General features: G+C 71.0%; 19 protein-coding genes and 1 tRNA gene. 10 read left to right on the top strand and 10 right to left on the bottom strand.

Going from position 1 to position 25,114, the window contains the following annotated elements:
- The first annotated feature begins 269 nt into the window (after positions 1-269).
- On the top strand, positions 270-3,371 hold the full coding sequence (locus P6166_RS14015; RefSeq protein ID WP_277765069.1) for a discoidin domain-containing protein: 3,102 nt from the start codon (positions 270-272) through the stop codon (positions 3,369-3,371).
- A 53-nt stretch (positions 3,372-3,424) separates the two neighbouring features.
- Here the strand turns inward: P6166_RS14015 and P6166_RS14010 are convergent, their stop codons facing one another.
- The 3 genes from P6166_RS14010 to cydD all read right to left on the bottom strand — a co-directional run bounded on the left by P6166_RS14010 (position 3,425) and on the right by cydD (position 7,715).
- Complete coding sequence (locus P6166_RS14010; RefSeq protein WP_277765068.1) at positions 3,425-4,228, bottom strand: hypothetical protein; 804 nt, start codon at positions 4,226-4,228, stop codon at positions 3,425-3,427.
- A 107-nt stretch (positions 4,229-4,335) separates the two neighbouring features.
- Positions 4,336-6,003 (bottom strand): thiol reductant ABC exporter subunit CydC, encoded by a 1,668-nt coding sequence (gene cydC / locus P6166_RS14005; RefSeq protein WP_277765067.1) that lies wholly within the window; start codon positions 6,001-6,003, stop codon positions 4,336-4,338.
- Positions 6,000-7,715, bottom strand: a complete 1,716-nt coding sequence (gene cydD / locus P6166_RS14000; RefSeq protein WP_277765066.1) for a thiol reductant ABC exporter subunit CydD — start codon at positions 7,713-7,715, stop codon at positions 6,000-6,002. Before cydD ends, cydC begins: the two co-directional genes overlap by 4 nt.
- Positions 7,716-7,897: 182 nt before the next feature.
- On the opposite strand from cydD, the gene P6166_RS13995 reads away from it, so the two are divergent.
- The 5 genes from P6166_RS13995 to P6166_RS13975 all read left to right on the top strand — a co-directional run bounded on the left by P6166_RS13995 (position 7,898) and on the right by P6166_RS13975 (position 11,568).
- Positions 7,898-9,490 carry a cytochrome ubiquinol oxidase subunit I gene (locus P6166_RS13995; RefSeq protein WP_277765065.1) on the top strand — a complete coding sequence of 531 codons (1,593 nt, stop codon included), beginning with the start codon at positions 7,898-7,900 and terminating at the stop codon, positions 9,488-9,490.
- Between the two features lie 16 nt (positions 9,491-9,506).
- Positions 9,507-10,658 carry a cytochrome d ubiquinol oxidase subunit II gene (gene cydB, locus P6166_RS13990; protein ID WP_277765064.1) on the top strand — a complete coding sequence of 384 codons (1,152 nt, stop codon included), beginning with the start codon at positions 9,507-9,509 and terminating at the stop codon, positions 10,656-10,658.
- Between the two features lie 45 nt (positions 10,659-10,703).
- Positions 10,704-10,811 carry a cytochrome bd-I oxidase subunit CydX gene (gene cydX / locus P6166_RS13985; protein WP_130318339.1) on the top strand — a complete coding sequence of 36 codons (108 nt, stop codon included), beginning with the start codon at positions 10,704-10,706 and terminating at the stop codon, positions 10,809-10,811.
- Between the two features lie 59 nt (positions 10,812-10,870).
- Positions 10,871-10,947 (top strand) — tRNA-Pro (locus tag P6166_RS13980).
- A gap of 144 nt (positions 10,948-11,091) precedes the next feature.
- Positions 11,092-11,568 carry a cysteine dioxygenase family protein gene (locus tag P6166_RS13975; RefSeq protein ID WP_277765063.1) on the top strand — a complete coding sequence of 159 codons (477 nt, stop codon included), beginning with the start codon at positions 11,092-11,094 and terminating at the stop codon, positions 11,566-11,568.
- Positions 11,569-11,601: 33 nt separating this feature from the next.
- Here P6166_RS13975 and P6166_RS13970 read toward each other — a convergent pair whose 3' ends face one another.
- Positions 11,602-13,509, bottom strand: coding sequence for a CocE/NonD family hydrolase (locus P6166_RS13970; protein WP_277765062.1), 1,908 nt, complete (start codon positions 13,507-13,509; stop codon positions 11,602-11,604).
- Between the two features lie 265 nt (positions 13,510-13,774).
- On the opposite strand from P6166_RS13970, the gene P6166_RS13965 reads away from it, so the two are divergent.
- From P6166_RS13965 to pgaD, 4 genes are read left to right on the top strand one after another with little or no spacing between them, the layout of a single operon-like run.
- A complete protein-coding gene (locus tag P6166_RS13965; RefSeq protein WP_277765061.1) occupies positions 13,775-15,790 on the top strand; it encodes a poly-beta-1,6 N-acetyl-D-glucosamine export porin PgaA in 2,016 nt (671 codons plus the stop codon).
- A gap of 1 nt (position 15,791) precedes the next feature.
- Positions 15,792-17,663, top strand: a complete 1,872-nt coding sequence (gene pgaB, locus P6166_RS13960) for a poly-beta-1,6-N-acetyl-D-glucosamine N-deacetylase PgaB (RefSeq protein ID WP_277765060.1) — start codon at positions 15,792-15,794, stop codon at positions 17,661-17,663.
- Positions 17,664-18,908, top strand: a complete 1,245-nt coding sequence (gene pgaC / locus P6166_RS13955; protein ID WP_277765059.1) for a poly-beta-1,6-N-acetyl-D-glucosamine synthase — start codon at positions 17,664-17,666, stop codon at positions 18,906-18,908.
- Complete coding sequence (pgaD, locus tag P6166_RS13950) at positions 18,905-19,393, top strand: poly-beta-1,6-N-acetyl-D-glucosamine biosynthesis protein PgaD (RefSeq protein WP_277765058.1); 489 nt, start codon at positions 18,905-18,907, stop codon at positions 19,391-19,393. Before pgaC ends, pgaD begins: the two co-directional genes overlap by 4 nt.
- A 12-nt stretch (positions 19,394-19,405) precedes the next feature.
- Here the strand turns inward: pgaD and P6166_RS13945 are convergent, their stop codons facing one another.
- The 6 genes from P6166_RS13945 to P6166_RS13920 form a co-directional block, all read right to left on the bottom strand.
- Positions 19,406-20,659: a glutamate-5-semialdehyde dehydrogenase gene (locus P6166_RS13945; protein ID WP_277765057.1), complete on the bottom strand. Its 1,254-nt coding sequence runs from the start codon at positions 20,657-20,659 to the stop codon at positions 19,406-19,408.
- 15 nt (positions 20,660-20,674) lie between these two features.
- Positions 20,675-21,841 carry a glutamate 5-kinase gene (gene proB, locus P6166_RS13940; protein ID WP_277765056.1) on the bottom strand — a complete coding sequence of 389 codons (1,167 nt, stop codon included), beginning with the start codon at positions 21,839-21,841 and terminating at the stop codon, positions 20,675-20,677.
- A 16-nt stretch (positions 21,842-21,857) separates the two neighbouring features.
- Positions 21,858-22,121: a YciI family protein gene (locus P6166_RS13935; protein ID WP_277765055.1), complete on the bottom strand. Its 264-nt coding sequence runs from the start codon at positions 22,119-22,121 to the stop codon at positions 21,858-21,860.
- A 3-nt stretch (positions 22,122-22,124) separates the two neighbouring features.
- Positions 22,125-23,420 (bottom strand): argininosuccinate lyase, encoded by a 1,296-nt coding sequence (gene argH / locus P6166_RS13930; RefSeq protein ID WP_277765054.1) that lies wholly within the window; start codon positions 23,418-23,420, stop codon positions 22,125-22,127.
- Positions 23,421-23,548: 128 nt separating this feature from the next.
- Entirely contained in the window at positions 23,549-24,505 is a 957-nt protein-coding gene (argC, locus tag P6166_RS13925) for an N-acetyl-gamma-glutamyl-phosphate reductase (RefSeq protein WP_277765053.1), read from the bottom strand.
- The gene (locus P6166_RS13920) at positions 24,502-25,113 is read right to left on the bottom strand and encodes a GNAT family N-acetyltransferase (protein ID WP_277765052.1); all 612 of its coding nucleotides are present in this window, start codon (positions 25,111-25,113) and stop codon (positions 24,502-24,504) included. Before P6166_RS13920 ends, argC begins: the two co-directional genes overlap by 4 nt.
- Position 25,114: the final 1 nt, after the last annotated feature.

Below are 25,114 nucleotides of genomic sequence, written 5' to 3'. Positions count from 1 at the left end.
ACATGGATGTCGCCTACGAGCCTCCATGGATGGATTCACGGCGTGTCCCGAAAGGGCCCTGCCCCCGAAGGCCGCGCAACACAAACAAAACAGCCGATCAACATCGCAAGAAAAAAACCAACCACCCAACGGAAACCCCACACCAGCGGCCGCAGGCCACCAACCCACCCGTCCCCCTCGCGGCAACGCAGCATGTAAACGTTTTCCCCCGCTGATAACGTGGCCCAGCCCCGCCTCTGGACCCCGCCATGCACCCTCGCCGATCGCCCATGCTCAAGCGCCGCGCCGCGCCCGCGCTCCTGCTGCTCGCCATCGGCCTGGCCCCCGCATCGCAGCGCGACACCCTCCCCCCGCGCGCGCAATGGCAGGCCAGCGCCTCCTCGCGCCAGGTGGCCGCGCTCGCGCCCGAACACGCCATCGACGGCGACGAAACCACCCGCTGGGGCGGCGCCTTCAGCCCCGGGCATTGGTTCCAGCTCGATCTCGGCCGCGAAGCACGCGTCGGCGGCGTCCGCCTGCATTGGGACAGCGGCTTCGCGGTCGGCTACCGCATCCAGGCCTCGCGCGATGGCCAGCAATGGGACGACGTCTACACCAGCACCGACTCGCGCGGCGCCACCGATTACCTGTTCTTCCCCGCCCGCACCGCCCGCTACCTGCGCCTGGCCAGCCCCGAGCGCACCGCGGACTGGGGCGTCTCCGTGCTCGAATTCGAGCCGCTCGACGCGCGCGCGGCCGCGCACCTGCAAGGCGTCGGCGCCGACGCCGCGCAGGTCTGGCAGGGCCGCGGCGCGCCGCTCGCCCTGCCCGCCAGCGAGGCCGGCGCACGATCGCTGCAGATCGATCTGCCGCGCGCCGACAAGATCGGCGGGCTCGAAGTGTGGTGGGACGGCGCGCGTCACGGCGCCAAGCTGCAGGCCCGCACGCGCGACGGCGCCTGGCGCGATGTCGCCAGCGACCCGGGCAGCGCCGGTACGCTCTCCTTCCTCGCCGCCCCCGAAGCCTTCCAGCCCACCGCGCTGCGCCTGCTCGCCGGGCTCGAAGGACCGGCGCCGAAACTGCGGCGCCTGCGCCTGCTCGGCCCCGAACAGGTGATGACCGCGACCAAGCGCATGGAAATCCTCGCCGCGCGCGACAACGCCGCGCTGTTTCCCGCCCAGCTGCATCAGCAGCAGGTCTACTGGACGGTCGTCGGCGTGCCGGCCGGGCAGCAGAAGTCGATCTTCGACGAATTCGGCAACCTGGAGGCCTTCAAGGGCGCGCCGATGCTGCAGGCCCTGTGGTACGACACGCAAGGCGCGGTCAGCGCCGAGGGCGTGGCGCGTACCCAGTCGTTGCGCGAAGGCTGGATGCCCCTGCCCAGCGTGCAATGGCAGGCGCGCGAGCAGTTGCGCATCCGCAACGAAGCGATGGCGATCACCCAGGCCAATGGGCAACCCGTCACGCTGGTGCGCTACCGCGTCGAGAATACCGGCAACACACCGGTGCAAGGCACGCTCTCGCTGCTGGTGCGGCCGATCCAGGTCAATCCGCCCTGGCAGCATGGCGGGGTCTCGCCGATCACGCGCGTCGCGGTGGAAGGCACGGCCGCGGCGACGGACGTGCGCGTCGACCAGCGGATGCTGCTCTCGGCGTTGACGCCGGTGGACGCGGCCGGCACCACCGGCTTCGGCGCGCATGGGCAGGACGAACCCACCGCGATGATCGCCGATGGCCGCGTGCCGCAGGCGCGCGCCTCCGCCGATGCCGACGGCCTGGCCTCGGCGGTGCTGGCCTACCGCGTGGCGCTACCGCCCGGCGCGCATCGCGACGTGGTGGTGGCGCTGCCGCTAGGCACCACGCCGCGCGATGCGCAGACCAACGTCCTGCCGCCCGCGCCGCCGGTCGATCGCACGCCCTGGCAACAGGACGCCGGCCTCGCTTTCGACCGCGCCGCCGACGCGCTCGCCCACGAATGGCGCGGGCGCTTCGGCGACATCGGCCTGCGCCTGCCCGATGCCTCGCTGGTGGACATGCTGCGCGCGCAAGGCGCGTACATGCTGCTCAACCAGACCGGCCCGGCGATGCAGCCCGGCCCGCGCAACTACAACCGCTCCTTCATCCGCGATGGCGCGGCCACCGCCTCGGCGCTGCTGCGCATGGGCCAGCCGAAGGTCGCGCGCGACTACCTGCGCTGGTATTCGGACCACGCGGTGCACGAGAACGGGCTGGTCTCGCCGATCCTCAATGCCGATGGCAGCGTCAACCGCGGCTTCGGTTCGGATATCGAATACGACAGCCAGGGCGAATACATCCACCTCGTCGCCGACGTGGCCCGGCTCGACGGCGGCGCCGAATCGGTGCGCGATTACCTGCCCAAGGTCATCGCCGCGATGCGCTTCATGCAGGAATTGCGCGAGCGCACGTTGGTGCCCGGCTACATGGCCGACCAGCCGGCACCGGAACGCTTCGCCGGCATCATCGCGCCCTCGATCAGCCACGAGGGCTATTCCAGCCCCACGCACAGCTACTGGGACGACTACTGGGCGCTCAAGGGCTGGCAGGATGGCGCGTGGCTCGCCGCGCAGCTGGGCGACGCGCAGACCGCCGCGTGGGCGCGCGCGCAGTACACGCTGCTGCGCGATTCGGTGGCCGCCTCGATCCGCGCCACCCTTGCGTGGAAGCAAGGCGAAGTCATCCCCGCTTCGGCCGACCTGGGCGACGGCGATCCCACCAGCGTATCGATCGCGCTCGATCCCACCGGCCAGCAGGCGCTGCTGCCCGAGCCGCAGCTCACCGCCACCTTCGACCGCTACCTGGCCGACGTGCGGGCCCGCGAGCAGCCCGATGCGTTGTTCGCCTACACGCCCTACGAGATGCGCAACGTGCTGACGTACGTGCACCTGGACCGCGTGGACGATGCGCAGGAATTGCTGTCGCTGCTGATGGCCCATCGCCGCCCGCTGCCCTGGCACGTGCTCGCCGAAGTGGTGCATTCGCGCGAGCGCTATCCGGGCTACCTGGGCGACATGCCGCACACGTGGATCGGCGCGGAATACGCGCGCACGCTGTATGGCATGCTGCTGCGCGAGGACGAGGACACGCTGGTGCTGTTGCCCGGCACGCCGGCCGCGTGGCTGGCGGGCGAAGGCGTGGCGATCGATGCGCTGCCGACCGCGTTCGGCAAGCTCGGCATGCGCGCGCGGCAGGCCGATGGCCGCCTGCGGCTCACGCTGGCCCCGGGCCTGCGCGCGGACACCGCCCTCCAGGTGGCCTGGCCGAACCGGCAGCGGCCGCGGGAAGTGCGCGTGGACGGCCAGCGCGTGGAGCACTACGACGCCGCCGGCCTTCGCGTGGCGCGCCCATTCCGCACGCTCGACGCGCGCTGGTAGTCCCCACGCCGCACCTTCCGCCCGCGCACCTGTCCGTAGGCGGAAGGAACGGCTCAGCCGCCGCCGGCGCCCACGAAGCTGACGGGGGAATCCAGCGCCACCGTGCTGTCGACCAGATAGGGCTGGGCCGCGGCCACGCAGGCGGGATTCAACTGTTCGCTCAGCCTGCGCGCTTGCCGATCGGCTTCCTCGCGGCGCATGCGCGCTTGCGGGCGGTCGCCTTGCGCCGCCAGGTTCATCCTCACGGGCGTTTGCAGGTGCGTGGTGACGGCCTCGCCATCGATACGCTCTGGCTGGAACTTCTGCTCGCTCGCCCACTGCTTCATCGAACGCTCGAACCACGGCCGGAAGCGTTCGGGCACCGAATCCTCGAAGCCGACCGACTCCAGCTTGCCGCGGCCATTGGGCTGCACCGCGTAACTCACCTGCAGGGTGGTATCGATACCCTCGCGCAGCAGCGAACTGGGGGGCGTGGGCGGTGCGAAAATGAGGGCATCCGGTTGCATCGGCCCATTGGCGACATATCCGACACTCAGGCGCATGTTGCCGTTCTCGGGCACCAGGCAAGCCGCCACGCGCACCCAGGTGGTGGCGGTCACCGCCACGCCTTCCTTCATCGGCGGATGGAAGCGCCATCCCCCGACCTGCTTTTCGATGGCCCCGCGCAATACCGTGGGCAACTTGCTATCGGCGGTCGCCACGATGTGGCCATCCGGCGCGACATCGGCACGCACCTGCAGATACAACAACCGCGGCGCAGCGGCCGCGGGCGGCGCGGCATCGTCGGCGCACGCCGGCAGCGCCAGTGCGCAAGACAACAACGCAAGGCCGGCACCCGACCAAGTCTTCCTCGACATATCAACGCTCCATCCCCATGGAAGCCCCGATGATGAAGCGGCGCATCAGGCGATGACAAGTGCGGGGCACCGTGGTCATGGCGCGACCAGCGGATCGCAGGACCAGGTCAGCCCCGCGCCAGCCGCCCATCCCGCAGCCGGTACACCGCATGCACGACCCCGTCGGGCACCGTGCCATGCGTGATCATCAATAAGCTGCGTCCCTCCAGCGCAGCCGCCAGATCGACGAGCAGCGCATCGGCCGTATCCACGTCCAGCCCATCGGTGGGCTCGTCGAGCACCAGCAGCGGGGCATCGCGCAGCAGCGCGCGCGCCAGCGCCAGGCGCCGCGCCTGGCCGGCAGAGAGCGTGGCCCCATTTTCGCCCACCCACGTGGCCAACCCTTCGCGCGCGTGCGCCCAGTCGGCCAGGCGCACCTGCCCCAGCACCGCCCACAGCGCCGCGTCGTCGGCGCCGGGCGCGCCGAGGCGCAAGTTCTCCGCCACGCTGCCGGCGAACACCGGCGCGTTCTGCGGCATCCAGGCCACTTGCCGATGCCAGTCGGCCTGGGCGAATTCGCGCACCGCGATGCCGCCGTAACGCACTTCGCCCGCCTGCGGGTCCCACAGGCGCAGCAGCAGCGAGGACAGCGTGCTCTTGCCGCTGCCGCTGTCGCCGCCGATGGCGATGCGCTCGCCGGGCTGCAGCACCAGGTCCACGCCGTCGAGCACCGGCCGCTGCGCGCCCGGCCAGGCGAACACCACCTGGTCGAAGCACAGCGCGCCATGCGCGGGCACCGCGCGCGGCGCGCCGGGGTCGGCCACGCTCGGCGGCGCGTCGACGATCTCGTCCAGCCGCTGCGCCGCCACCCGCCCGGCGAACAGCGCCTGCCACGCGAGCCCCGCGCCGGCCCACACCTCCAGCAGCGCCAGCGTCATGAATACCAGTGCCGCCGCCATCTCCGGCGCCAGCACGCCGCGCGCAGCCGCGCCCAAGGTGAGCCACAACATGCCCGCCAGCCCGGCGGCCGCGCACACGCCATGCCACGCCTGCCCCACCACCAGCCGGCCGCGGCGGCGTTGGTCGCCCTCGGTGACGGCATCGGCCGCGGCATCCACGCGCTGGATCCAGGCGGCCGTTGCCTCCACGGCGGCGAGGTCCGCCGCGCCTTCCAGGCCCTCGAAGGCCAGCGTCCGCAAGGCCATGCGCTGCGCCGCGCGCGCCGCCTCGCGCTCGCGTGCGCCACGCGCCACCTGCCACGGCACCAGCAGGCCGATGGCCAGCGCGAGCACCGCCAGCAGGACGGCCGCCGGCAGGTAGATGAGCGCGGCCGCCGCGATGCCGGCCACACCGATGCCCACGAGTGCCGCCAACGGCGCGAGCGCACGCACCACCAGGCCGTCGACCTCGGCGATATCGGACATCAGCCGCGTCATCAGCTCGCCGATGCGGCGGGCGCCCAGGCGCGCCGGGGCCAGCGGCAACGCGCGGCGGAAGAACCACACCCGCAGGTCGCGGGCGATGCGCAGCGTTGCATCGTGGCCCACCAGCTTCTCGGCGTAGCGCGACGCGATGCGCAGCATCGTCAGCCCGCGCACGCCGGCCGAGGGCGAGAAGAAGTTGAAATCCGCCGCCAGCGCCGCGGCCAGCGCGGTGGCGACGAGGAAGCCCCCGGACAACGACAGCAGCCCCACGCCGGCGAGCATCGTCAGCCACACCAGCAAGGCGCACAGCAGCAAGCGCGCACGGTGCCGCGCGAAGATCGCCCACAGGCCATCCGGATGCCGCGCGCTCATGCCGGCACCTCCACGGGGGCGATGCGCGCCGGCAGGACCACGCGCGCATCGGCCCAGGCGCAGACCGCCGCGCTGTGCGTGGCCACGATTACCGCGCGCTCGCGCGCGAAGGCGCCGAGCGTGTCGAGCAGGTCGGCTTCGGTGCCGGGGTCGAGGAAGGCGGTGGGTTCGTCGAGCAGCAGCAGGTCCGGTTCGCGCAGCAGCAACCGCGCCAGCGCGATGCGCCGCGCCTCGCCGCCGGACAGCCCGAAGCCGCGCTCGCCGATCACCGTGTCCAGGCCTTGCGGCAGGCGCGCGGCGAAGCGCATCACTTGCGCCGCCTCGGCCACCGCGCGCAGGCGCGCCTCGCTCACGCCGGGCGCGGCCAGCCGCAGGTTGTCGGCGATGCTGCCGTGGAACAGGTACGGGCGCTGGCCGGCGTAGCCCACGCGCAGGCCGGGGCGCTGCACGATGCGGCCTTCCCGCGGCGGCAACCAGCCGGCCAGCGCTTCGAGCACGGTGCTCTTGCCGCTGCCGCTGGGGCCCATCAGCGCCAGGCGGCGGCCGGCGGCGATCTCCAGCGAAAGATCTTCCACCACGTCGGCCTGCGCGCCCTGCGGGCGCAAGCGCAGGTGCCGGGCGACCAGCCACGGGCCGCGCGCCTGCGCCAGTTCGGGTTCGCGCGCGGGCTCGGCCACCTGCCCGGGCGGCACCGCGAGCGGCGACGGGCCCAGCAGCCGCTCGACCTCGCTGATCGCGGCCAACGCGTTGGCGCGGTCGTGATAATGCGCGGCCAACCGGCGCAGCGGGCCGTAGAACTCCGGCGCCAGCATCAGGCAGAACACGCCCACGCCGAGGCTGCCGGCACCGTGGCCGCCCAACATGCCCAGGTAGCCCAGGCCGAGGTACAGCGCGACCATCGCCACGCTCGCCGAGGCGAAGAACTCCAGCACGGTGGAAGAGAGGAAGGCGATGCGCAGCACCTTCAGCGTGCGCTCGCGCACGCCTTCGGCGGCGGCGGCGATGCCGGCCAGCTCCGCCTCGCCGCGTCCATACAGGCGCAGCAGGCCCAGGCCCTTGAGGCGGTCGGCGAAATGGCCTCCCATCCGCGCCAGCGCCTGCAGCTGGTGCCGGCCCGCCGCTTCGGCGCCCCACCCCACCAGCATCATGAATACGGGAATCAGCGGCGCGGTGCACAGCAGGATCACCCCGACCACCGGCTCGACCGGAAACACCGCCGCCAGGATCGCCAGCGGCACCACCGTCACCTCCACGCGCGCCTGCAGGTAGCCGGCGTAGTAGCCCTCCAGCGCCTCGCCGTGCGCCAGCAGCAGCTCGCCCAGTTCACCGCTGCGCTGCCGGCGCAGCCATAGCGGCCCGCGCGCCATCAGGGCCCGGTAGACCTGCGCGCGCAAGGCGCGGCGGGCGACATCGGCCACCGCGCCGGCGGCGTGCTGCGCTCCGCTCGACAGCAGCACCCGCAACAGCAGCACCGCCGCCAGCGCGCCGAAAGGCAACGCCAGGCCCTCCAGCGGGCGGCGGGCGATGAAAACGGCCTGCACCAGCCAGGCGATCAATGCCGCCTGGGCGATCACCGCCACGCCCGAGAGCGCCACGGCGAAGGCCGCCGCGCGTTGCCGGCCGCGGGCGCCGGCGGCGAGTTCGGCCAGGCGCGCGGTGCGCTGGCGGCGGCGCTGGGGGCTGTCGGCGTGCAGCGGGGTGTCGGGGTCCAATGCGCTCTCGGCGGACTTTCGGCGGGAAACCCGATTGTATGCGGCCCATCGCGGGCGGCATCGGGGGGGCCGGCAGGATCGGCGCAGCGACCGGTTGCCGCATTGATCTGGATCAACGCCGGGCGCACCATCCCCAGCGGATCATTCGCCCAGCTCCCAACCGTCCAAAGGACGCCAAAGCCATGATCGACATGACTGTCGTCGACCTCTCACGGCTGCAGTTCGCGCTGACCGTGATGTACCACTTCCTGTTTGTTCCCCTCACGCTCGGACTCTCCTTCATGATCGCGATCATGGAGAGCGTCTATGTCATGACCGGTCGCGAGGTCTGGCGGCGCATGACGATCTTCTGGGGCGTGCTGTTCGGCATCAACTTCGCCATGGGTGTCGGTACCGGCATCGTCATGGAATTCCAGTTCGGCATGAACTGGTCCTACTACAGCCACTACGTCGGCGACATCTTCGGCGCACCGCTGGCCATCGAGGGCCTGATGGCCTTCTTCCTGGAAGCCACGTTCATCGGCCTGTTCTTCTTCGGCTGGAACCGGCTCTCGCGCGTGCAGCACCTCACCGTCACCTGGCTGATGGCGCTGGGCACCAACCTGTCGGCGCTGTGGATCCTCATTGCCAACGGCTGGATGCAGAACCCCACCGGCGCGGTGTTCAACCCGGACACCATGCGCATGGAAGTGGTGGACTTCATGGCGGTGCTGTTCAACCCGGTGGCGCAGGCCAAGTTCGTGCACACGGTGTCGGCCGGCTACGTCACCGGCGCGGTGTTCGTGATGTCGATCAGCGCCTTCTACCTGCTGCGCGGCAAGCACCGCGACGTGGCGCGCCGCTCGTTCGCGGTGGCCGCGGCGTTCGGCCTGCTGTCCTCGCTGTCGGTGGTGGTGCTGGGTGACGAGAGCGGCTATGCCGCCAACGAGCACCAGAAGATGAAGCTGGCGGCGATCGAGGCCATGTGGGAGACCGAACAGGCCCCGGCCGATTTCACCGCCTTCGGCATCCCGAACCAGAAGACGCACCAGAACGACTTCTCGATCAAGGTGCCCTACCTGATGGGCCTGATCGCGACCCGTTCGCTGAACCAGCCGATCCCGGGCATCCTGGAACTGGTGGAACGCGCCGAGCACCGCGTGCGCGGCGGCCAGCTCGCCTACGGCGCGCTCGAACGCCTGCGCAAGGACAAGAACGACACCGAGGCGCGCGAGATGTTCGACCGCCACTGGCAGGACCTGGGCCACGGCCTGCTGCTCAAGCGCTACCGCGAGGACATCCTCAACGCCACGCCCGAGCAGATCTCCCAGGCGGCGATGGACACCGTGCCCACCGTGCTGCCGCTGTTCTGGACCTTCCGCATCATGGCCGCGATCGGCTTCTACCTGATCGCCTTCTTCGCCGCCGCGTTCTGGTTTTCGTGCAAGCACAACTTCGAGGACAAGCGCTGGTTCCTGAAGCTGGCGCTGTGGACGCTGCCGATGCCGTGGATCGCGGTGGAGTGCGGCTGGTTCGTGGCCGAGTACGGCCGCCAGCCGTGGGCGGTGGAAGGCGTGCTGCCGACCTTCTACGCCGCCTCGGGCCTGGCCCTGCACCAGATCCTCACCACGCTGTGCGGCTTCGTGCTGCTCTACACCGTGCTGATGGTCATCGAGATCAAGCTGATGCTCAAGGCGATCAAGTTCGGCCCGGACGAGCTGCTGCCTTCGCTGCAGACGCCCAAGTCGCCCCACGCCCCCCTCAGCACCGAAGCGCTCGCCGGCGGCCAGCCGTAAGCGCAGGAGACTACTCATGGATTTCGTACTGCTCGACTACACCACGCTGCGGGTGATCTGGTGGCTGCTGCTCGGCATCCTGCTGATCGGCTTCGCGGTGATGGACGGCTTCGACCTCGGCGTGGGCACCTTGCTGCCCTTCGTCGCCCGCAACGATGACGAGCGCCGGCTGGTGGTCAACACCATCGGCCCGGTCTGGGAAGGCAACCAGGTGTGGCTGATCCTGGGCGGCGGCGCGATCTTCGCCGCGTGGCCGCCGCTGTACGCGGTGAGCTTCTCCGGGTTCTACCTGGCGATGTTCCTGATCCTGTTCGCACTGATCCTGCGGCCGGTCGGCTTCAAGTACCGCGGCAAGCTGCCCAGCCAGCGCTGGCGCAACAACTGGGACTGGGCGCTGTTCGTCGGCGGCTTCATCCCGGCGCTGATCATGGGCGTGGCGGTGGGCAACGTGCTGCTCGGCGTGCCTTACCACTTCGACGACAGCATGCGCGTGTTCTACACCGGCAGCTTCTTCGGCCTGCTGATGCCCTTCGCGTTGCTGGCCGGCCTGCTCAGCGTGGCCATGCTGGTGGCGCACGGTGCGGCGATGCTGGTGCTCAAGACCGACGGCCCGGTGGCCGGGCGTGCCGCGCGCTACGGCGCCCTCGCCGCGCTGGCGGCTTTCGTGCTGTTCGCCGCCGGCGGTGCGTGGGTGGCCTTCGGCCTGCCCGGCTACACGGTGACCTCCACGCAAGTGACCGATGCGGCGAGCAACCCGCTGCTGAAGACGGTGGTGGTCGGCGCCAGCGGCGGCTGGCTGCACAACTACCAGACCATGCCGCTGACCCTGCTGGCGCCGCTGGCCGGCCTGGTCGGCCTGCTCGGCAGCGCGGTGATGCTCAAGGCCCGCCGCGGCGGCCTGGCGTTCATCGCCTCGGGCGTGGCCATCGCCGGCATCATCCTGACGGTGGGCTTTGCGATCTTCCCGTTCCTGCTGCCTTCCAGCAGCGTGCCGGGCTCCAGCCTGACCGTGTGGGACGGTTCCAGCAGCCACCTGACCTTGTGGATCATGCTGCTGTCCACCGTGGTGTTCCTGCCGATCGTGCTGGCCTACACCACGTGGGTGTACCGCGTGCTGAAGGGCAAGGTGACGGCCGACGAAATGCAGCAGAATCCCAACGCCTACTGAGTGGACCGGGCGCGCCTGGCGCGCCCCTTTTAGGAGAACAAGACCATGTGGTATTTCGCCTGGATTCTCGGCACCGGACTGGCCTCGCTGGCCGCCGTGCTCAACGGCATGTGGTTCGAAATGCGCGAGCAGGACGGCCGCCGCGACGGGTAATTTTTTTCGCCCGGATGCTTGCCGAGCCCCGCTGACCTCTGTATCATGCGCGGCTCAGTCGGGGTGTAGCTCAGTCTGGTAGAGCGCTACGTTCGGGACGTAGAGGTCGCAGGTTCGAATCCTGTCTCCCCGACCAACTGATTCAAGAAAGGCCCGGAAGCCCAGCGCTTCCGGGCCTTTTCTTTTTGCAACGCGACACGTGCCAGTCCGCCTGGAGGACGACATCGCCCGCCGATCGCGTTAGGGTCGGAAAGTGGCCCGTCCACGCGAGGAGGGATGCATGAACGACGATGCCCTGGCGAGCATGATCGCCACGCTGCGCGACTGCCGCAGCCGCGCCGACTACCTGGCCGCGATGGCCCGCTGCCGCATCGCGGCGGATGACATCGCCGCGTTCTGCCAATACGGCGAGGACGGCTACCGGCGCAACGCGCTGGATGTCACCGACGAACATGAACTGGTGGCGATCTGCTGGCGGCCCGGGCAGGCCAGCCCGGTGCACAACCATGGCCGCTCGCAGTGCTGCGTGCGCGTGCTGCAGGGCGCGCTGGAGGAATGCCGCTTCGTGCGCGCGCACGGCGCCAGCGCACCACTGGCCGAAGCGGGCTTCTCGCGGCTGGAGCCGTGCGCGGAAACGAAGTTCGATTCGGCCGAGGATTTCCACCGGCTCGCCGGCGTGGACCCGGCCGGCTCGATCTCGCTGCACCTGTACGTGCCGCCGCTGGCCGATTACGAGACGGTGGAGCTGCCGCTGTAGGCGCGGCGACCGATCCGGTCGCCGCGCGCCGCCTCACAGCACCGGCAACTCGATGAAGCTCGGCTGCTGCGGCGTGTGCCAGATCCGCTGCGTCGCCTTGCGGTAGTCGGCCGGCTGGGCGAAATAGATGTTCGGCACGAAGGTCTGCGGATTGCGGTCGTACAGCGGGAACAGGCTGGACTGCACCTGCACCATCACTCGGTGGCCGGGCTTGAACACGTGGTTGGCGTTCGGCAGGTCGAAGCGGTAGGCCAGCGCCTGGTCGCTGGCCACCGGCTTGGCGGTCTCGAAGCCTTCGCGATAACGGCCGCGGAAGATCGCCAGCGACACCGGCAGCTCGTAGCCGCCCATCGTCGGATCGCTCGCGTTTTCCTCCGGATACACATCGATCAGCTTCACCACCCAGTCGCTGTCGCTGCCGCTGGTGGAGGCCTGCAGGTTCACCACCGGCACGCCGCCGATCTTCAGCGGCGCGGTCAATGGCTCGCTCACGTAGGTCAGCACGTCCTGCCTGCCCTCCACGAAGCGCTGGTCCTGCACCAGCCAGGTCGTCCACATGTCGCGGTCGCCGAAATGCGCCGGGCGCGGCACGAACGGCACCGGCTTGGCCGGATCGGAGACGTATTCCTCGTACTCGCCCTGCCCCGCCGCCGGCGCCTGGAACGAGAGCTTGCCGCCGGCCTGCAGGTACAGCGGCCGCGCCTGCGCCGCGCAGCCCTGCGTGCACGAAAGCGGCCAGCGCTGCAGGCGGTCCCAGTGATTTTCGCCGGTGTTGTAAATCAGCACCGGCGGCGTGTCGGCCTTCGGCGCGCCATCGACCAGGTACTGGTCGAAGAACGGGCGCAGCACGTCGCGGCGGAACTGCCGCGCGGTGTCGCCGTCGAACTTCAGCGCGCCCAGCGCGCTGCCGTCGTAGTTGACCTGGCTGTGCCGCCACGGCCCCATCACCAGGTAGTTGAGCGTGTTGCCGGTATCGCGGCCTTCCATCGCCTGGTAGCTGTGGTGGGCGCCGTACATGTCCTCCTGGTCCCACAGGCCTTGCAGCCACATCGTGGGCACCTTGAGCGGCGTGCGCGCCATCACCTTGTCCAGTGCCTGCTCCTGCCAGAACGCATCGTAGGCCGGGTGCTCGGTGAGCTTGTGCCACCAAGGCAGCTGGTCCAGGCCGGCGGCACGCGCGAAGTCGCCCGCCGAGCCGGCGCGCAGGAAGTTGCTGTAGTCGTCGTAACCTTCGCGCGGAATCGACACGCCCTTGCCGCGCTCGGTGAGCTGGCCGGTGAAGTAATCGAAGTTCACCTGGCGGAAGGCACCGTTGTTGAGCCAGTCATCGCCCTTCCAGCCGTCAATCATTGGGCTCTCCGGCGCAGCAACCTTCAACGCCGGGTGCGGATCGGTCAGCGCCATCACCACGGTGAAGCCCTCGTAGGAGGAGCCGATCATGCCGACCTTGCCGTTGCTCTCCGGCACGTGCTTCACCAGCCAGTCGATGGTGTCCCAGGCGTCGGTGGCGTGGTCCACCCGGGTGTGGTTGAGCGGGCCGCGCAACGGGCGGGTCATCACGTAGTCGCCTTCCGAGCCGTACTTGCCGCGGATGTCCTGGAACACGCGGATGTAGCCGCCCTCCACGAACACGTCGTCGCCCTGCGGCAGCAGGTCCTTCATGTGCGGGGAGTTGCTGCGCTCGGCGCGGCCGTCGGCGTCGTAGGGCGTGCGCGTGAGCAGCATCGGCGCATGGCGCGCGCCCTTGGGCACGACGATCACGGTGTGCAGCTTCACCCCATCGCGCATCGGGATCATCACCACGCGCTTGACGTAGTCGTAGGCCTCGGTGGGCGCGACGAACTTCTTTCCGGTGATGTCCGGCGTCATCGGCGCGGTCTGCGCCATGGCCTGCGAAACGGCGAAAGCGAGAACGGCGACACACAGCAGCGAACGTTGCATGCAACAACCCCACGAGGCGGCGCGGTCGGGATGACCGGCAAGAGCCGCATCATGCACCCGCATCGGGTATTGAGAAAGATCGCAGCCCGCTCGCCACGCCGAAACCGCCGCGTTGGCCGGTGCGCAACATACGGCCGCGGACGCACCCGCCGCTTCGGAATATTCGAATATCGCGCCGCAGCAAGGCCTTCCTAAGATCGCCGCCCTTGCGTGCACCCGGCACGCGCGGCGAGAGCCCGCAGCTTCCATGAGATCGCGATCCCCGTTGTCCACGCGTCTGGCGCTCGCGGCCGCGACCTGTGCCGCGCTCGCTTCGCCGGCGGCGCCGTGCTGCGAGGTGGCCGCCGGCGCCATCGAAGCGGCCCGCGCACGTGGCGACTGGTATGCCGCATTGGCCGACATCGAGCGCGGGCTGGCGTGCAGGCCGGGCGACCGCGACCTCCTGCGCCTGCGCGTGCGCACGCTGGGTGACATCGGCAGCAACGCCGTCGCTTGGCGCATGGCGCGCGCCACGCCCGGCCTGCTGGACGCGCAGGCGCTCGATCAATTGGCGAGCAAGCGGCTGGCGCGCCTGATCGGCTGGAGCGAAGTGGGCCGGGATGAAGCGCAACGGCGCGCGGCGGCGCGGCAAGCGTTGCAGGCCAGCGACGCTTACCTGCGGCAGGTGGCGGGCAAGGACCGCGCCGCCGTGGTCCGCACGCGGCTGGACCGCTTGCTGCCGTTGAACCGGCTCGGCCGCCATCAGGCCGTAGTGGACGAGCAGGCCCTGCTCGCCCGCGAGGGCGTCGCGTTGCCGGCGTACCTGGTCGGCGCGGTGTCCGATTCGCTGATGGCCCTGCGACGGCCGGCCGAGGCGGCGGCGCTGCTCGCCCCGCGCCTGGACCGCACGGCCGGCAACGCGACGCTGCAGGTTCGCCACGCGTTTGCCGCGCTGGAGCAGGAACACAGCGAGGCCGCCATCGCCGGGCTCGACGCCTACGCGGCCACGCAGCCGGCATGGCGCTGGGATGGCCTGCACCGCAGCCGGCGGCCCAACTGGGCGCGCTACGACGCCGATCTGGCGCGCATCCAGATCACCGCCTATGCCGGCGATGCCGCCGCCGCGCAGGCCGAACTGGAAGCGCTGCTGCGGCATGCGCCGGCCAACGGCACGTTGCACGGTGCGCTTGGGCAGGCCTACCTGATGCGCGGCTGGCCGCGCCGGGCCTTGCAGCGCTTCGGCGTGGCAGCGATGTACGCGCCGCAGGACCTGGAGGTGGCGGTGGGTAGGGCCGAAGCGCTGATGGCGTTGCGTCGTGACCGCGAGGCGGCGGCGACGCTGTCGCGCCTGCGCGAGACCCACCCTGGCGCCGCGCCGGTGACGCGGCTGGATCGCGCGTGGATGCGCCATCTCGGCTGGCAAGGCGAGGCCGAGGCCGCGGGCGGCGCCAGCCGGGGCGCGGCCGCCGAGCGCGACCCGCTCGGCAGCCGCGACGCGCGCTATGGGTTCGCCCTGCGCTCCCCGCTCCTGGCCGACGCCTGGCGCATCCGCGCGGGCTACGCGCAGCGCCGGGCCGATCCCCATGCCGAGCCGATCGAACGCCGCGACACCCACCTGGGGCTGCAGTACGCGCAGGGCGCGTTCGATGCGTCGCTGGACCGGCGGCTCGCCCGTGGTGCCGTGCCGCGCGCAGCGGGCCTGGACCTGGAGGCTGGCTGGCAGCTCGACGATCACTGGTCGCTGGCGGCCGGCTACCACCGCAACGCTGCCGACGCCTCCCTGCAAGCGCTGCAGGCCGGCATCACCGCCGACCGCTACGCCCTGGCCCTGCGCTACCAGCGCGACGCGCTGCACGGCCTGCGCGTGGGGCTCGATCGGTCGGTGTACACCGACGGCAACCGCCGCGACAGTCTGCTGGCGCGCTACGAGCAGCCGCTGGCGCACGCCGACCGCTGGTCGCTGGCCGGCGAAGCAGGCGCCTATGCCAGCCGGGCCAGCTTGCCCGACGCGGCGTACTTCAATCCTGCCCGCGACGGCGCGCTGGACATCGGCCTGCGCCTGTTCCAGCGCCCCTGGCGCCGATACGAACGGCACTTCGCGCATCGGCTGGCGCTGTCGGCCAGCCGCTACTGGCAGGACGGCTACGGCGCGGCATGGATTCCCGCCGCGCGCTACGAACACGAATGGCGCCTGGCGCCCGGGCGCACCCTGCGCTCCGGGATGTCGTGGGCGCGGCCGGTCTACGACGGCGCCCGCGAGCGCCGGCTGGGCCTGGATGCCGGCTTCTACTGGGAGGAATGACATGCTCGTTCTGCTTGGCCGCATGCTCGCGTGCCTGCTGTTGGCCGCGCCCTGGCGTGCCCATGCCGCGCCCGCCCCACTGCCGCAGGTGCAGGTGCTCAGCTACCACGACATCCGCGACGACGTGGCCGGCGCCGAGGACGCCGACCCCTACGCCATCGACAGCCAGCACTTCGCCGCGCACCTGGAATGGCTGGACGCGCACGGCTTCCACCCCATCTCGCTCTCGCAGCTCATCGATGCCTCCGCGGGCATCGCCACGCTGCCCGAGCGGCCGGTGCTGCTGACCTTCGACGACGGCCTGCGCAGCACCTATACCCGCGCCTTCCCGCTGCTGCGCGCCTACGGTTTCCCGGCGCTGGTGGCGGTGGTCACCGACTGGGTGGACCTGCCGGCCGAGCGCCACATCGACTATGGCCCGCGCGCCTTCGGGCGCGAGGACTTCCTGACCTGGGCCCAGCTGCGCGAGATGCGCGACAGCGGGCTGGTGGAGATCGCCAGCCACACCCACGACCTGCATCACGGCGTGCGCGCCAACCCGCAGGGCAACAGCACGCCGGCGGCGGTGACGCGCGTGTACGACCCGGCCACGCACCGCTACGAGGACACCACCCGCTACGAGCGCCGCATCCACGACGACCTGGCCCGCAGCCGCGACCTCATCGCCCGGCATACGGGCCGCGCCCCGCGCGCCGTCGTGTGGCCTTACGCCGCCTACAGCCGCAGCATCAACCGCATCGCCGAAACCCTGGGCATGCGGGTGTCCTTCGACCTGGAAGGCGCCCGCACCACGGTGGGCGCCGACCTGCACGGCCTGGCGCGCCTGCTGGTGACCCGCAACCCCGGCCTGACCGAGCTGGTGCCGGAGCTGTATGCCGAGCCGCCGGCGCAGAACCTGCGCGCGCTGCAGATCGACCTCGACGCCGTGTACGACGCCGACCCGGCCCAACAGGAACGCAACCTCGGCCGGCTGCTGGAACGCGTGCGCGCCATCGCGCCGCACTACGTCTTCCTGCAGGCGTTCGCCGACCCGGACGGCAACGGCAGCGCCGATGCGCTGTACTTCCCCAACCGCTTCCTGCCGATGCGCGCGGACCTCTACAACCGGGTGGCCTGGCAGCTGCGCACGCGCACCGGGGTGGAAGTGTTCGGCTGGCTGCCGGTACTGGGCTTCGAACCACCGGACCCCGGCGTGCGCCAGGCGCTGGCGATCCACACCACCGAGGCCGGCGCGGTGTTCCGGCTCGATTTCACCCGGCCCGAGGCGCAGCGCCTGATCCGCGGCATCTACGAGGACCTGGCCGCCAACAGCTACCTGCACGGGCTGCTCTTCCATGACGATGCCTACCTGCGCGACCACGAGCTGCCGCAGCTGTTCCCCGGCCAGCCCGCCGCGCGCACGCAGGCGCTGATCGACTTCACCTTGTCCTTGCGCGACGCCGCCGAGCGCTGGCGGCCCAAGCTCAAGACCGTCGCCAACCTCTACGCGCTGCCGGTGCTGGCGCCGCGCAGCCAGGCCTGGTTCGCGCAGGACCTGGCCGCCTTCAACCGCGCCTACGACCACAGCGCATTGATGGCGATGCCGTGGATGGAGCGCGCGCCGCGCCCGCGGCGCTGGATGGATGCGCTGGTGGAGGCGGTGAAGCGGCACGATCCCACGCTGCACAAGACCCTCTTCGAGCTGCAGACCTTCGACTGGAATACCGGCCGCCCCATCCCCGAGGCCACGCTCGCCGAGCAGATGCTGCGCCTGCAATCGCAAGGCGTGCGGCACATGGCCTGGTATCCCTACGACTTCAACGGCGACCACCCCTCGCTGCCCGTCGCGCGCGCGCTCATGTCCTCCGACGCCTTCCCCTACGAGGAGCGCTAGATGCCCAGCCTGCCGGTGTTCGCCTCGTACTTCGCCTTCGCCTATCCGGTCATCATGTCGTTCCTGTGGATCAGCGGCGGGCTGCACCATTACCTGCGGCGCGAATACCGCGGGCCCTCGCGCGAGCAGCCGCCGGCGTTCGCGGGCGAGCGGCCTTTCGTCACCCTGCTGGTGCCGTGCCACAACGAAGGCGAGAACGTGCGCGAGACGCTCGCCGCCGCGCTGGCGCAGCACTGGCCCGCCTACGAGGTGGTGGCCATCAACGACGGCAGCAGCGACGACACCGGCGCGCAGCTGGACCGGCTCGCTGCCGAATACGCCGCGCTGCGCGTGATCCACCTGGACCGCAACCTGGGCAAGGCCAACGCGCTGCGCATGGGCGTACTGGCGGCGCGCTCGGAATACCTGGTCTGCATCGACGGCGATGCACTGCTCGAGCCGCACGCGCTGCACTGGATGGTGCATCCGCTGGTCACCGGGGCCGGCGTGGGCGCGGTGACGGGCAACCCGCGCATCCGCAACCGCTCCACCCTGCTGGGCCGCCTGCAGGTCGCCGAGTTCTCCTCGATCATCGGCATGATCAAGCGCACGCAGCTCGGTTACGGCCGCATCTTCACCGTGTCCGGGGTGATCTGCGCGTTCCGGCGCACTGCGCTGCATCACGTCGGCTACTGGGCCGACGACATGCTCACCGAGGACATCGACATCAGCTGGCGCCTGCAACTGGCCGGCTGGGAGATCCGCTACGAGCCCAATGCACTGTGCTTCATCCTGATGCCGGAGACCTTGCGCGGCCTGTGGCGGCAGCGCCTGCGCTGGGCGCAAGGCGGCCTGGAAGTGCTGCGCCGCCACGGCCCCCGCGTGCTGGCGTGGCGCCAGCGGCGGATGTGGCCCATCGCGCTGGAGTACCTGCTCAGCGTGCTATGGGCCTACACCGTGGCGTGCCTGGCGCTGGCCTGGCTGGCGCAGCGCGTGGCCGGGCTGCCGGAGCCGGCGGGCGCCTCATCGCCCGGCTACACCGAGCTGCTGATGCTGGGCGTGTGCCTGCTGCAATTCGCCTGCAGCCTGCTGATCGACCGCCGCTACGAACGCCGCGTGGGCCGCACCTATTTCTGGGTGGCCTGGTATCCGCTGGCGTACTGGCTCATCAGCGCCACCACCACGCTGGCGGCGATGCCGATGCACCTGCTGCGCCGCCGCGGCAAGCGCGCCACGTGGACGAGCCCGGACCGGGGCCTGCGATGAGCCGGGCCACGCGCGGCCGCGGCCCCTTCCCGCTGATCCGGCAACCGCATCGCCAGCCGCGCCTGGCGCGCGCGGCCTGGGCGGGCGTGACCGCCGCGCTGTGGATCGTCTATGCCGCCTTCGCGCTGCCACTGGCGCTGCCCTGGCTGGACGCGGCGGGCGGTGCGGGCTGCGAGCCGCTCGACTGGCTCGCCTATCACCGCTGGGACCTCACGGTGTCGTGGACGCTCGCCGTCGCGGCAGTGGGCGCCTCGCTGCTGCTGGTCGCGTGGGCCGAGCTCGAACGCGCGCGGCCCCGCCGCCGCCTGCCACCTCGCCTGGCCGACGCGCACGCCGCCGCCATCGCGCGCCGCCTGCACGCCAGCCGTGCGCTGCAGGCACAGGTGGCCGCCGGGAAGATCGTGCGGCTGCGGCTGGACGAGTCCGCCCGGCCGGTCAGCGCCGAGGCGCTCGCGGCCACGCCGCAGCCGGGGCGCGAGGCATGAAGCGCCGCGGGTTTACGGCAAGTTGCGCGTCTGCCCTTCGCCACGCACCACGAAGCGCTCCACGGTGAGCGCTTCCAGCCCCATCGGCCCGTAGGCATGCAGGCGCGTGGTCGAAATGCCGATCTCCGCGCCCAGGCCCAGCTCGCCGCCATCGGAGAAGCGCGAGGAGGCATTGACCATCACCACCGCCGAGCGCAGCGCCTGCACGAAGCGCTCGGCATGCGCGGCATCGCCGGTGGCGATGACCTCGGTGTGGTCCGAGCCGTAGTGGCGGATGTGCGCGATGGCGGCCTCCAGATCGGCCACCACGCGCACGGCGATCACCAGGTCCAGGTACTCGGCGGCGAAATCGGCATCCGTCGCCGGCGCGATGGCCGGCACGATGCGCCGGCTGGCCTCGTCGCCGCGCAGTTCCACCCCGCGCTCGCGCAGCGCCTGCGCCGCGCGCGGCAGGAAATCCGCCGCGATGGCGGCATGGACCAATAGCGTTTCCAGCGAATTGCAGGCCGCCGGGCGCGAGATCTTGCCGTCGACCAGCAGCCGCAGCGCCAGCGCCGGATCGGCCGAGTCGTCCACGAACAGGTGGCACACGCCCTTGTAGTGCTTGATCACCGGCACGCGCGCGTGTTCTGCGACGAAGCGGATCAGCCCTTCGCCACCGCGCGGGATGGCCAGGTCGATGATCTCGTTGAGCTGCAACAGTTCGAGCATCGTCTCGCGGCGCAGGTCTTCCACCAGGGTCAAGGCCGCGGCCGGCACGCCGTGCGCCTCCATTGCGCGGCGCAGCGCCCGCGCAATGGCGGTATTGGAATGGATCGCCTCCGAGCCGCCGCGCAGGATCACGCCGTTGCCGGCCTTGATGCACAGCGCCGCGGCGTCGGCGGTCACGTTCGGGCGCGCTTCGTAGATCATCGCGATCACGCCCAGCGGCACGCGCACCTTCTGCACGCGGAGGCCGTTCGGGCGCACGTCCTCGCGGGTCACCTGCCCCACCGGGTCCGGCAGCGCGGCCACCTCGCGCAGCGCATCGGCCACGCCGCGCAGGCGCTCGGGGTCCAGCGAGAGGCGGTCGAGCATCGCGCTGCCCACGCCTTTGCCGCGCGCTGCGTCCACATCGCGCGCATTGGCCGCCAGGATCTCCCCGGCGTCGTCCTCCAGCGCCTGCGCCATCGCCACCAGCAGCGCCTGCTTGGCCGCGCCGTCGAGCTGGGCCAGGGTCTGCGCGGCCTGGCGGCATTCCATTGCAAGGGTCTTGATGTCGGACATGGGGGCGGTCACCGGTCAGGCGTTGAGCAGCACGAGGTCGTCGCGGTGGACGATGTTCTCGCCGTAGTTGTAGCCCAGGAGGGATTCGATGTCGCGCGAATGGCGGCCGGCCAGGCGCCGGATGTCCTGCGCGGCATACTGGCTGATGCCGCGCGCCACGGTCCATTCGCCGGCTTCGCCGCGCGTGCGAATCTCCACCATGTCGCCGCGGCGGAACTCGCCCTCGGCGGCGGTCACTCCGCCGGGCAGCAGCGAGGCACCCTTCTCGGCCAATGCCCGCGCAGCGCCGGCATCGACGAGGATCGCGCCCGGCTCCACCGGCGCGTGGCGCAGCCAGTACTTGCGCGCGGCGATGCGCGTGCGCGCCGGATGCAGGCGGGTCCCGCGCAGGCGGTCGTGCCCGAGCGCGCGCAGCACCTCGCCGCTGCGGCCGTTGAACAGGTAGGTCTCGATGCCGGCCGCGCCGGCCTTGGCCGCCGCCTCCAGCTTGGTGCGCATGCCACCGGTGCCCATGCCCGAGGCACCGCTGCCGCCGGCCATCGCCAGCACGCCGGCATCCAGTTCGGCGACCTCGTTGATGGGCGCGGCATTCGGATTCTGGCGCGGATCGGCGCTGTACAGGCCGTCGATGTCGGTGGCGATGAACAGCGCATCGGCATCGACCAGCGCGGCGACGATGGCGGCGAGGTTGTCGTTGTCGCCCAGCTTGAGCTCGTCCACCGAGACGGTGTCGTTCTCGTTGACCACCGGCAACGCGCCCAGGCGCAGCAGCTCGTTGAGCGTGGCGCGCGCGTTGAGGTAGCGGCGGCGGTTGCGCAGGTCGTCGTGGGTGAGCAGCACCTGCGCGACCGGGCGCTCGAAGAAGCGCTGCCACAGCGCGATCAGCTGCGCCTGGCCGAGCGCGGCCAGCGCCTGGCGCGCGGCCATCGCCGCGCCCTGCTCGGCCACGCGCGGCAGGATCGCGCGCCCGGCGGCCACCGCGCCGGAGGAGACGATCACCACTTCGCGCCCGGCCCCCACGTGCGTGGACACGAACTGCGCCAGCCCCAGCGCGTAGCGCGGCGACAGCCCCCCGCCATCGGCGGCGAGCAGGCTGCTGCCGACCTTGAGCACCGCGCGCCGCCACGGCGGCAACGATTGCTCGGTGAACGCTGTGGCCTGGGGCGCGCGGAGGTCGGTCATGGCATCGTCCGTGGAATCAGTGCGTGTTCCATTCGTACACGGTGAGGGTGGAGGCATCCTGCAGCACCAGCGGATCGCGCGCGACCAGCGCCTTCGCCGCTTCGAGGCTGTCCACGTGCGCGAGGATGTAGGCCCCGCCCGTGCCGTCGGCGAAGCCGCCCGTGAGCAGCAGCTTGCCCTGCCCGCGCAGTTCGGCGAGGAAATCGCGGTGCGGCTGCACGACGGCATCGCTGAAACCGGGCTTGCGCATCGCCAGCACGAGGAAGTGTTTGCCGGCCATGGCTCAGCCCAGCGCCTGCCAACGCGCGCGCAGGGTTTCCAGGCGCAGATCGGCCGCCGCGCCGGGCGAAACCCGCGCGGCCAGGCTGCCTTCCGGCGTGCGCCCTTGCCCGGCGCTGTCGGCGCTGGCTGCGGCGGCTTTGTACGCTTCGCGGAACGGCACGCCGGCCACGGCCGCTTCCACGGCCACGTCGGTGGCGTACATGCCCGAATCGATGGCCGCGCGCAGGCGGTCTTCGCGCCACTCCAGGTTGGCCAGCAGCGCCGGCAGCAGCTCCAGCGCCGCCAACCCGCGACCGAAGCCGTGGAAGATGGCGCCCTTGGAGGCCTGCAGGTCGCGGTGGTAGCCCGAAGGCAGCGAGAGCAGTTGCTCGATCTCGGTGCGCGCGGCGGCCACGCTGGCGTGGGTGGCGCGCATCAGCTCGATGACATCCGGATTGCGCTTGTTGGGCATGATCGAGCTGCCGGTGGTGTATTGCGCCGGCAGCGCGACGAAGCCGTACTCGGCGCTGGTGAACAGCGACAGGTCCCACGCGAGGCGGCGCAGGTCCAGCGTGGCGCTGCCGAGCGCTTCCAGCGCGGCCAGTTCGAACTTGCCGCGCGAGAGCTGCGCGTAGATCGGCGAGACCTGCAGGCGCGCGAAGCCCAGCGCGGCGGTGGTGTGGTCGCGGTCCAGCGGCAGGTTGACGCCGTAGCCGGCGGCGGTGCCGAGCGGGTTGGCATCCACCAGCTTGAGCGTGTCGGCGGCGCGGATGGCGTCGTCGATGAACGCCTCGGCCCAGCCGGCCCACCACATGCCCGCCGAGGAGACGACGGCGCGCTGGATGTGCGTGTAGCCGGGGATCGGCAGCTGCGCTTCGGCCTGTGCGCGGTCCAGCGCGACCTGGGCCGCCGCGCGGCTCAGTTCGGCCACGCGGGCGAGCTTTTCTTTCAGCCACAGGCGCGTGGCGACCAGGATCTGGTCGTTGCGGCTGCGGCCGGTGTGGATCTTGCGGCCGGCATCGCCGAGGCGTTCGGTCAGCCGCGCCTCGATGGCCGAGTGGCCGTCCTCGTACTGCTCGTCGAGCACGAACTGGCCCGCGCGCCAGTCGGCGGCGAGGACATCCAGTTCGCGCAGCAGGCCGGCGAGTTCGTCGGCCGAGAGGATGCCGATGTGCTGCAGCCCTTCGGCGTGCGCCTTGCTGGCCTGGATGTCGTGCAGGAAGAACTCGCGGTCGAGGATGACGTCATCGCCGGCGAGGAAGCGCTGGATCTGCGCATCGACGGCCACGCCGGGTTTCTGCCAGAGAAGATTTGCCATCACATGCCTCGGAAACGTTTGGGATTGCGCTGTGGGAGCGGGTTTGGCCGCGACGGGCGTTCCTCGGGAAAGCTGTCGCGGCTGAAGCCGCTCCTACAAGGGGAATCAGGGCTCAGGGAAACCAGGAATCAGGCCGGGTGCGGGATCGCGGTGAGCTCGTCCAAGCCGAGCGCGCGGTTGAGGTTCTGCATGGCCTGCGTGGCCGCGCCCTTGAGCAGGTTGTCCAGCGTGGCCACCACCACCACGCGCTTGCCGCCCGGCGCCATCGTGAAGCCGCCGATCTGCACGCCGTGGCGGCCGGCGATGCGGCTCACCCACGGCGCCTCGTCGACGATCTCGATCAGCGGCTCGCCCGCATAGCGCTCGCGATAACGCTGTTCGATCTCCTCGCGCTTCAGGGCCCGCGACAACCACAGGTTCACCGTCATCGTGATGCCGCGGAAATGCGGCGCCACGTGCGGCATGAACTCCACCGGCACGCCGAGCTGGGCGCTGACCTCGCGCTCGTGCATGTGGTCGGTGAGCGCGTACGGCATGAGGTTGTCGCGCAACAGCTCGACATTGTTCTTGTCCGAAGGCGTGGTGCCGGCGCCGGAGTAGCCGGAGACGCCGAAGCATTGCGGCGGGCCGGCCAGCTCGGCGAGCAGCGGGGTGATCGCCAGCTGCATCGCGGTGGCGTAGCAGCCCGGGTTGCTGATGCGCTTCTGCCCGGCATAGCGGTCACGGGTCAGCTCCGGCAGGCCGTAGTACCAGCCCGGATCGAAGCGGTAATCGGCCGAAAGATCGACGATGACGGTCTGCGGCGCGCTGGCATCCAGCGCTTCCACGTAAGGCTGCGCCTTGCCGTTGGGCAGCGCGAGGATCACCGCGTCGACGCCCTTGGCGGCGACCGCGGCCGGGTCCAGGTTCTCGTAGCGCAGCTCGCCGGTGTAGGCGTCGCTGTGGTCGGCCACGCGCTGGCCGTCCAGTTCGCGCGAGGAGACGAAGGCCAGCGAGAGCTGCGGATGGGCGGCAATCAACCGGATCAGCTCGGCACCGGTATGGCCACGGGCGCCGACGATGCCGACAGTGGAGGAGGTGCTCATGCGTTGGCTTCCAGGCGGGACTGCAGATGGCGGCGCACGGCCGGCCATTCCGCTTCGAGGAGGGAGAAGATCACGGTATCGCGCACGCTGCCGTCGGCATGGCGCTTGTGCGCGCGCAGCACGCCGTCCTGCTTGGCGCCGAGACGGGCGATGGCGGTGCGCGAGGCGTGGTTGAACCAGCTGGTCTCGAACACCACGTTGATGCAGCCCAGCCGCTCGAAGGCGTACTGGAGCAACATCAGCTTGGCTTCGGTGTTCAGGCCGGTGCGCTGCGCCGACAACGCGTAGAACGTGTAGCCGATGGACAGGCGCGGCACGTCGGGCTGCAGGTCATACAAGCGCGTGCTGCCAACCACGTGGCCGGCGGCGTTGCGCACCGCGAAAGGCAGCGCCTGGCCGTCGGCCTGCATGCGCAGCGCGGTGTCGATGTAGGCGCCGGCCTGGGCCGGCGCCGGCACGTTGGTGTACCACAGCCTGGACAACTCGCCGGCGCCCAGCGCGGCGCGCAGGTCATCGGCATGCGCGGTGGCGAGGGGCTCCAGGGTCGCGTAGCTCCCCTGCAGCGTCGGCACCGTGCGCCAGTCGGCGGGCAGCTGTTCCAGGCCCATG

It is taken from the genome of Stenotrophomonas sp. HITSZ_GD (assembly GCF_029543105.1).
In the GTDB taxonomy this organism is placed as follows: Bacteria; Pseudomonadota; Gammaproteobacteria; order Xanthomonadales; family Xanthomonadaceae; genus Stenotrophomonas_A.
The sequence above is the reverse complement of the archived record's forward strand: the minus strand, read 5'-3'. Positions and strand labels throughout refer to the sequence as shown.

What these genes read in the sequence shown, in the direction of transcription:
- P6166_RS14015 (WP_277765069.1), top strand. Translation starts at nt 270, where the DNA reads ATGCTCAAGCGCCGCGCCGCGCCCGCGCTCCTGCTGCTCGCCATCGGC.
- P6166_RS14010 (WP_277765068.1), bottom strand. Translation starts at nt 4,228, where the DNA reads ATGTCGAGGAAGACTTGGTCGGGTGCCGGCCTTGCGTTGTTGTCTTGC.
- cydC (WP_277765067.1), bottom strand. Translation starts at nt 6,003, where the DNA reads ATGAGCGCGCGGCATCCGGATGGCCTGTGGGCGATCTTCGCGCGGCAC.
- P6166_RS13995 (WP_277765065.1), top strand. Translation starts at nt 7,898, where the DNA reads ATGATCGACATGACTGTCGTCGACCTCTCACGGCTGCAGTTCGCGCTG.
- cydB (WP_277765064.1), top strand. Translation starts at nt 9,507, where the DNA reads ATGGATTTCGTACTGCTCGACTACACCACGCTGCGGGTGATCTGGTGG.
- cydX (WP_130318339.1), top strand. Translation starts at nt 10,704, where the DNA reads ATGTGGTATTTCGCCTGGATTCTCGGCACCGGACTGGCCTCGCTGGCC.
- P6166_RS13975 (WP_277765063.1), top strand. Translation starts at nt 11,092, where the DNA reads ATGAACGACGATGCCCTGGCGAGCATGATCGCCACGCTGCGCGACTGC.
- P6166_RS13970 (WP_277765062.1), bottom strand. Translation starts at nt 13,509, where the DNA reads ATGCAACGTTCGCTGCTGTGTGTCGCCGTTCTCGCTTTCGCCGTTTCG.
- pgaB (WP_277765060.1), top strand. Translation starts at nt 15,792, where the DNA reads ATGCTCGTTCTGCTTGGCCGCATGCTCGCGTGCCTGCTGTTGGCCGCG.
- pgaC (WP_277765059.1), top strand. Translation starts at nt 17,664, where the DNA reads ATGCCCAGCCTGCCGGTGTTCGCCTCGTACTTCGCCTTCGCCTATCCG.
- pgaD (WP_277765058.1), top strand. Translation starts at nt 18,905, where the DNA reads ATGAGCCGGGCCACGCGCGGCCGCGGCCCCTTCCCGCTGATCCGGCAA.
- P6166_RS13945 (WP_277765057.1), bottom strand. Translation starts at nt 20,659, where the DNA reads ATGTCCGACATCAAGACCCTTGCAATGGAATGCCGCCAGGCCGCGCAG.
- proB (WP_277765056.1), bottom strand. Translation starts at nt 21,841, where the DNA reads ATGACCGACCTCCGCGCGCCCCAGGCCACAGCGTTCACCGAGCAATCG.
- P6166_RS13935 (WP_277765055.1), bottom strand. Translation starts at nt 22,121, where the DNA reads ATGGCCGGCAAACACTTCCTCGTGCTGGCGATGCGCAAGCCCGGTTTC.
- argH (WP_277765054.1), bottom strand. Translation starts at nt 23,420, where the DNA reads ATGGCAAATCTTCTCTGGCAGAAACCCGGCGTGGCCGTCGATGCGCAG.
- argC (WP_277765053.1), bottom strand. Translation starts at nt 24,505, where the DNA reads ATGAGCACCTCCTCCACTGTCGGCATCGTCGGCGCCCGTGGCCATACC.
- P6166_RS13920 (WP_277765052.1), bottom strand. Translation starts at nt 25,113, where the DNA reads ATGGGCCTGGAACAGCTGCCCGCCGACTGGCGCACGGTGCCGACGCTG.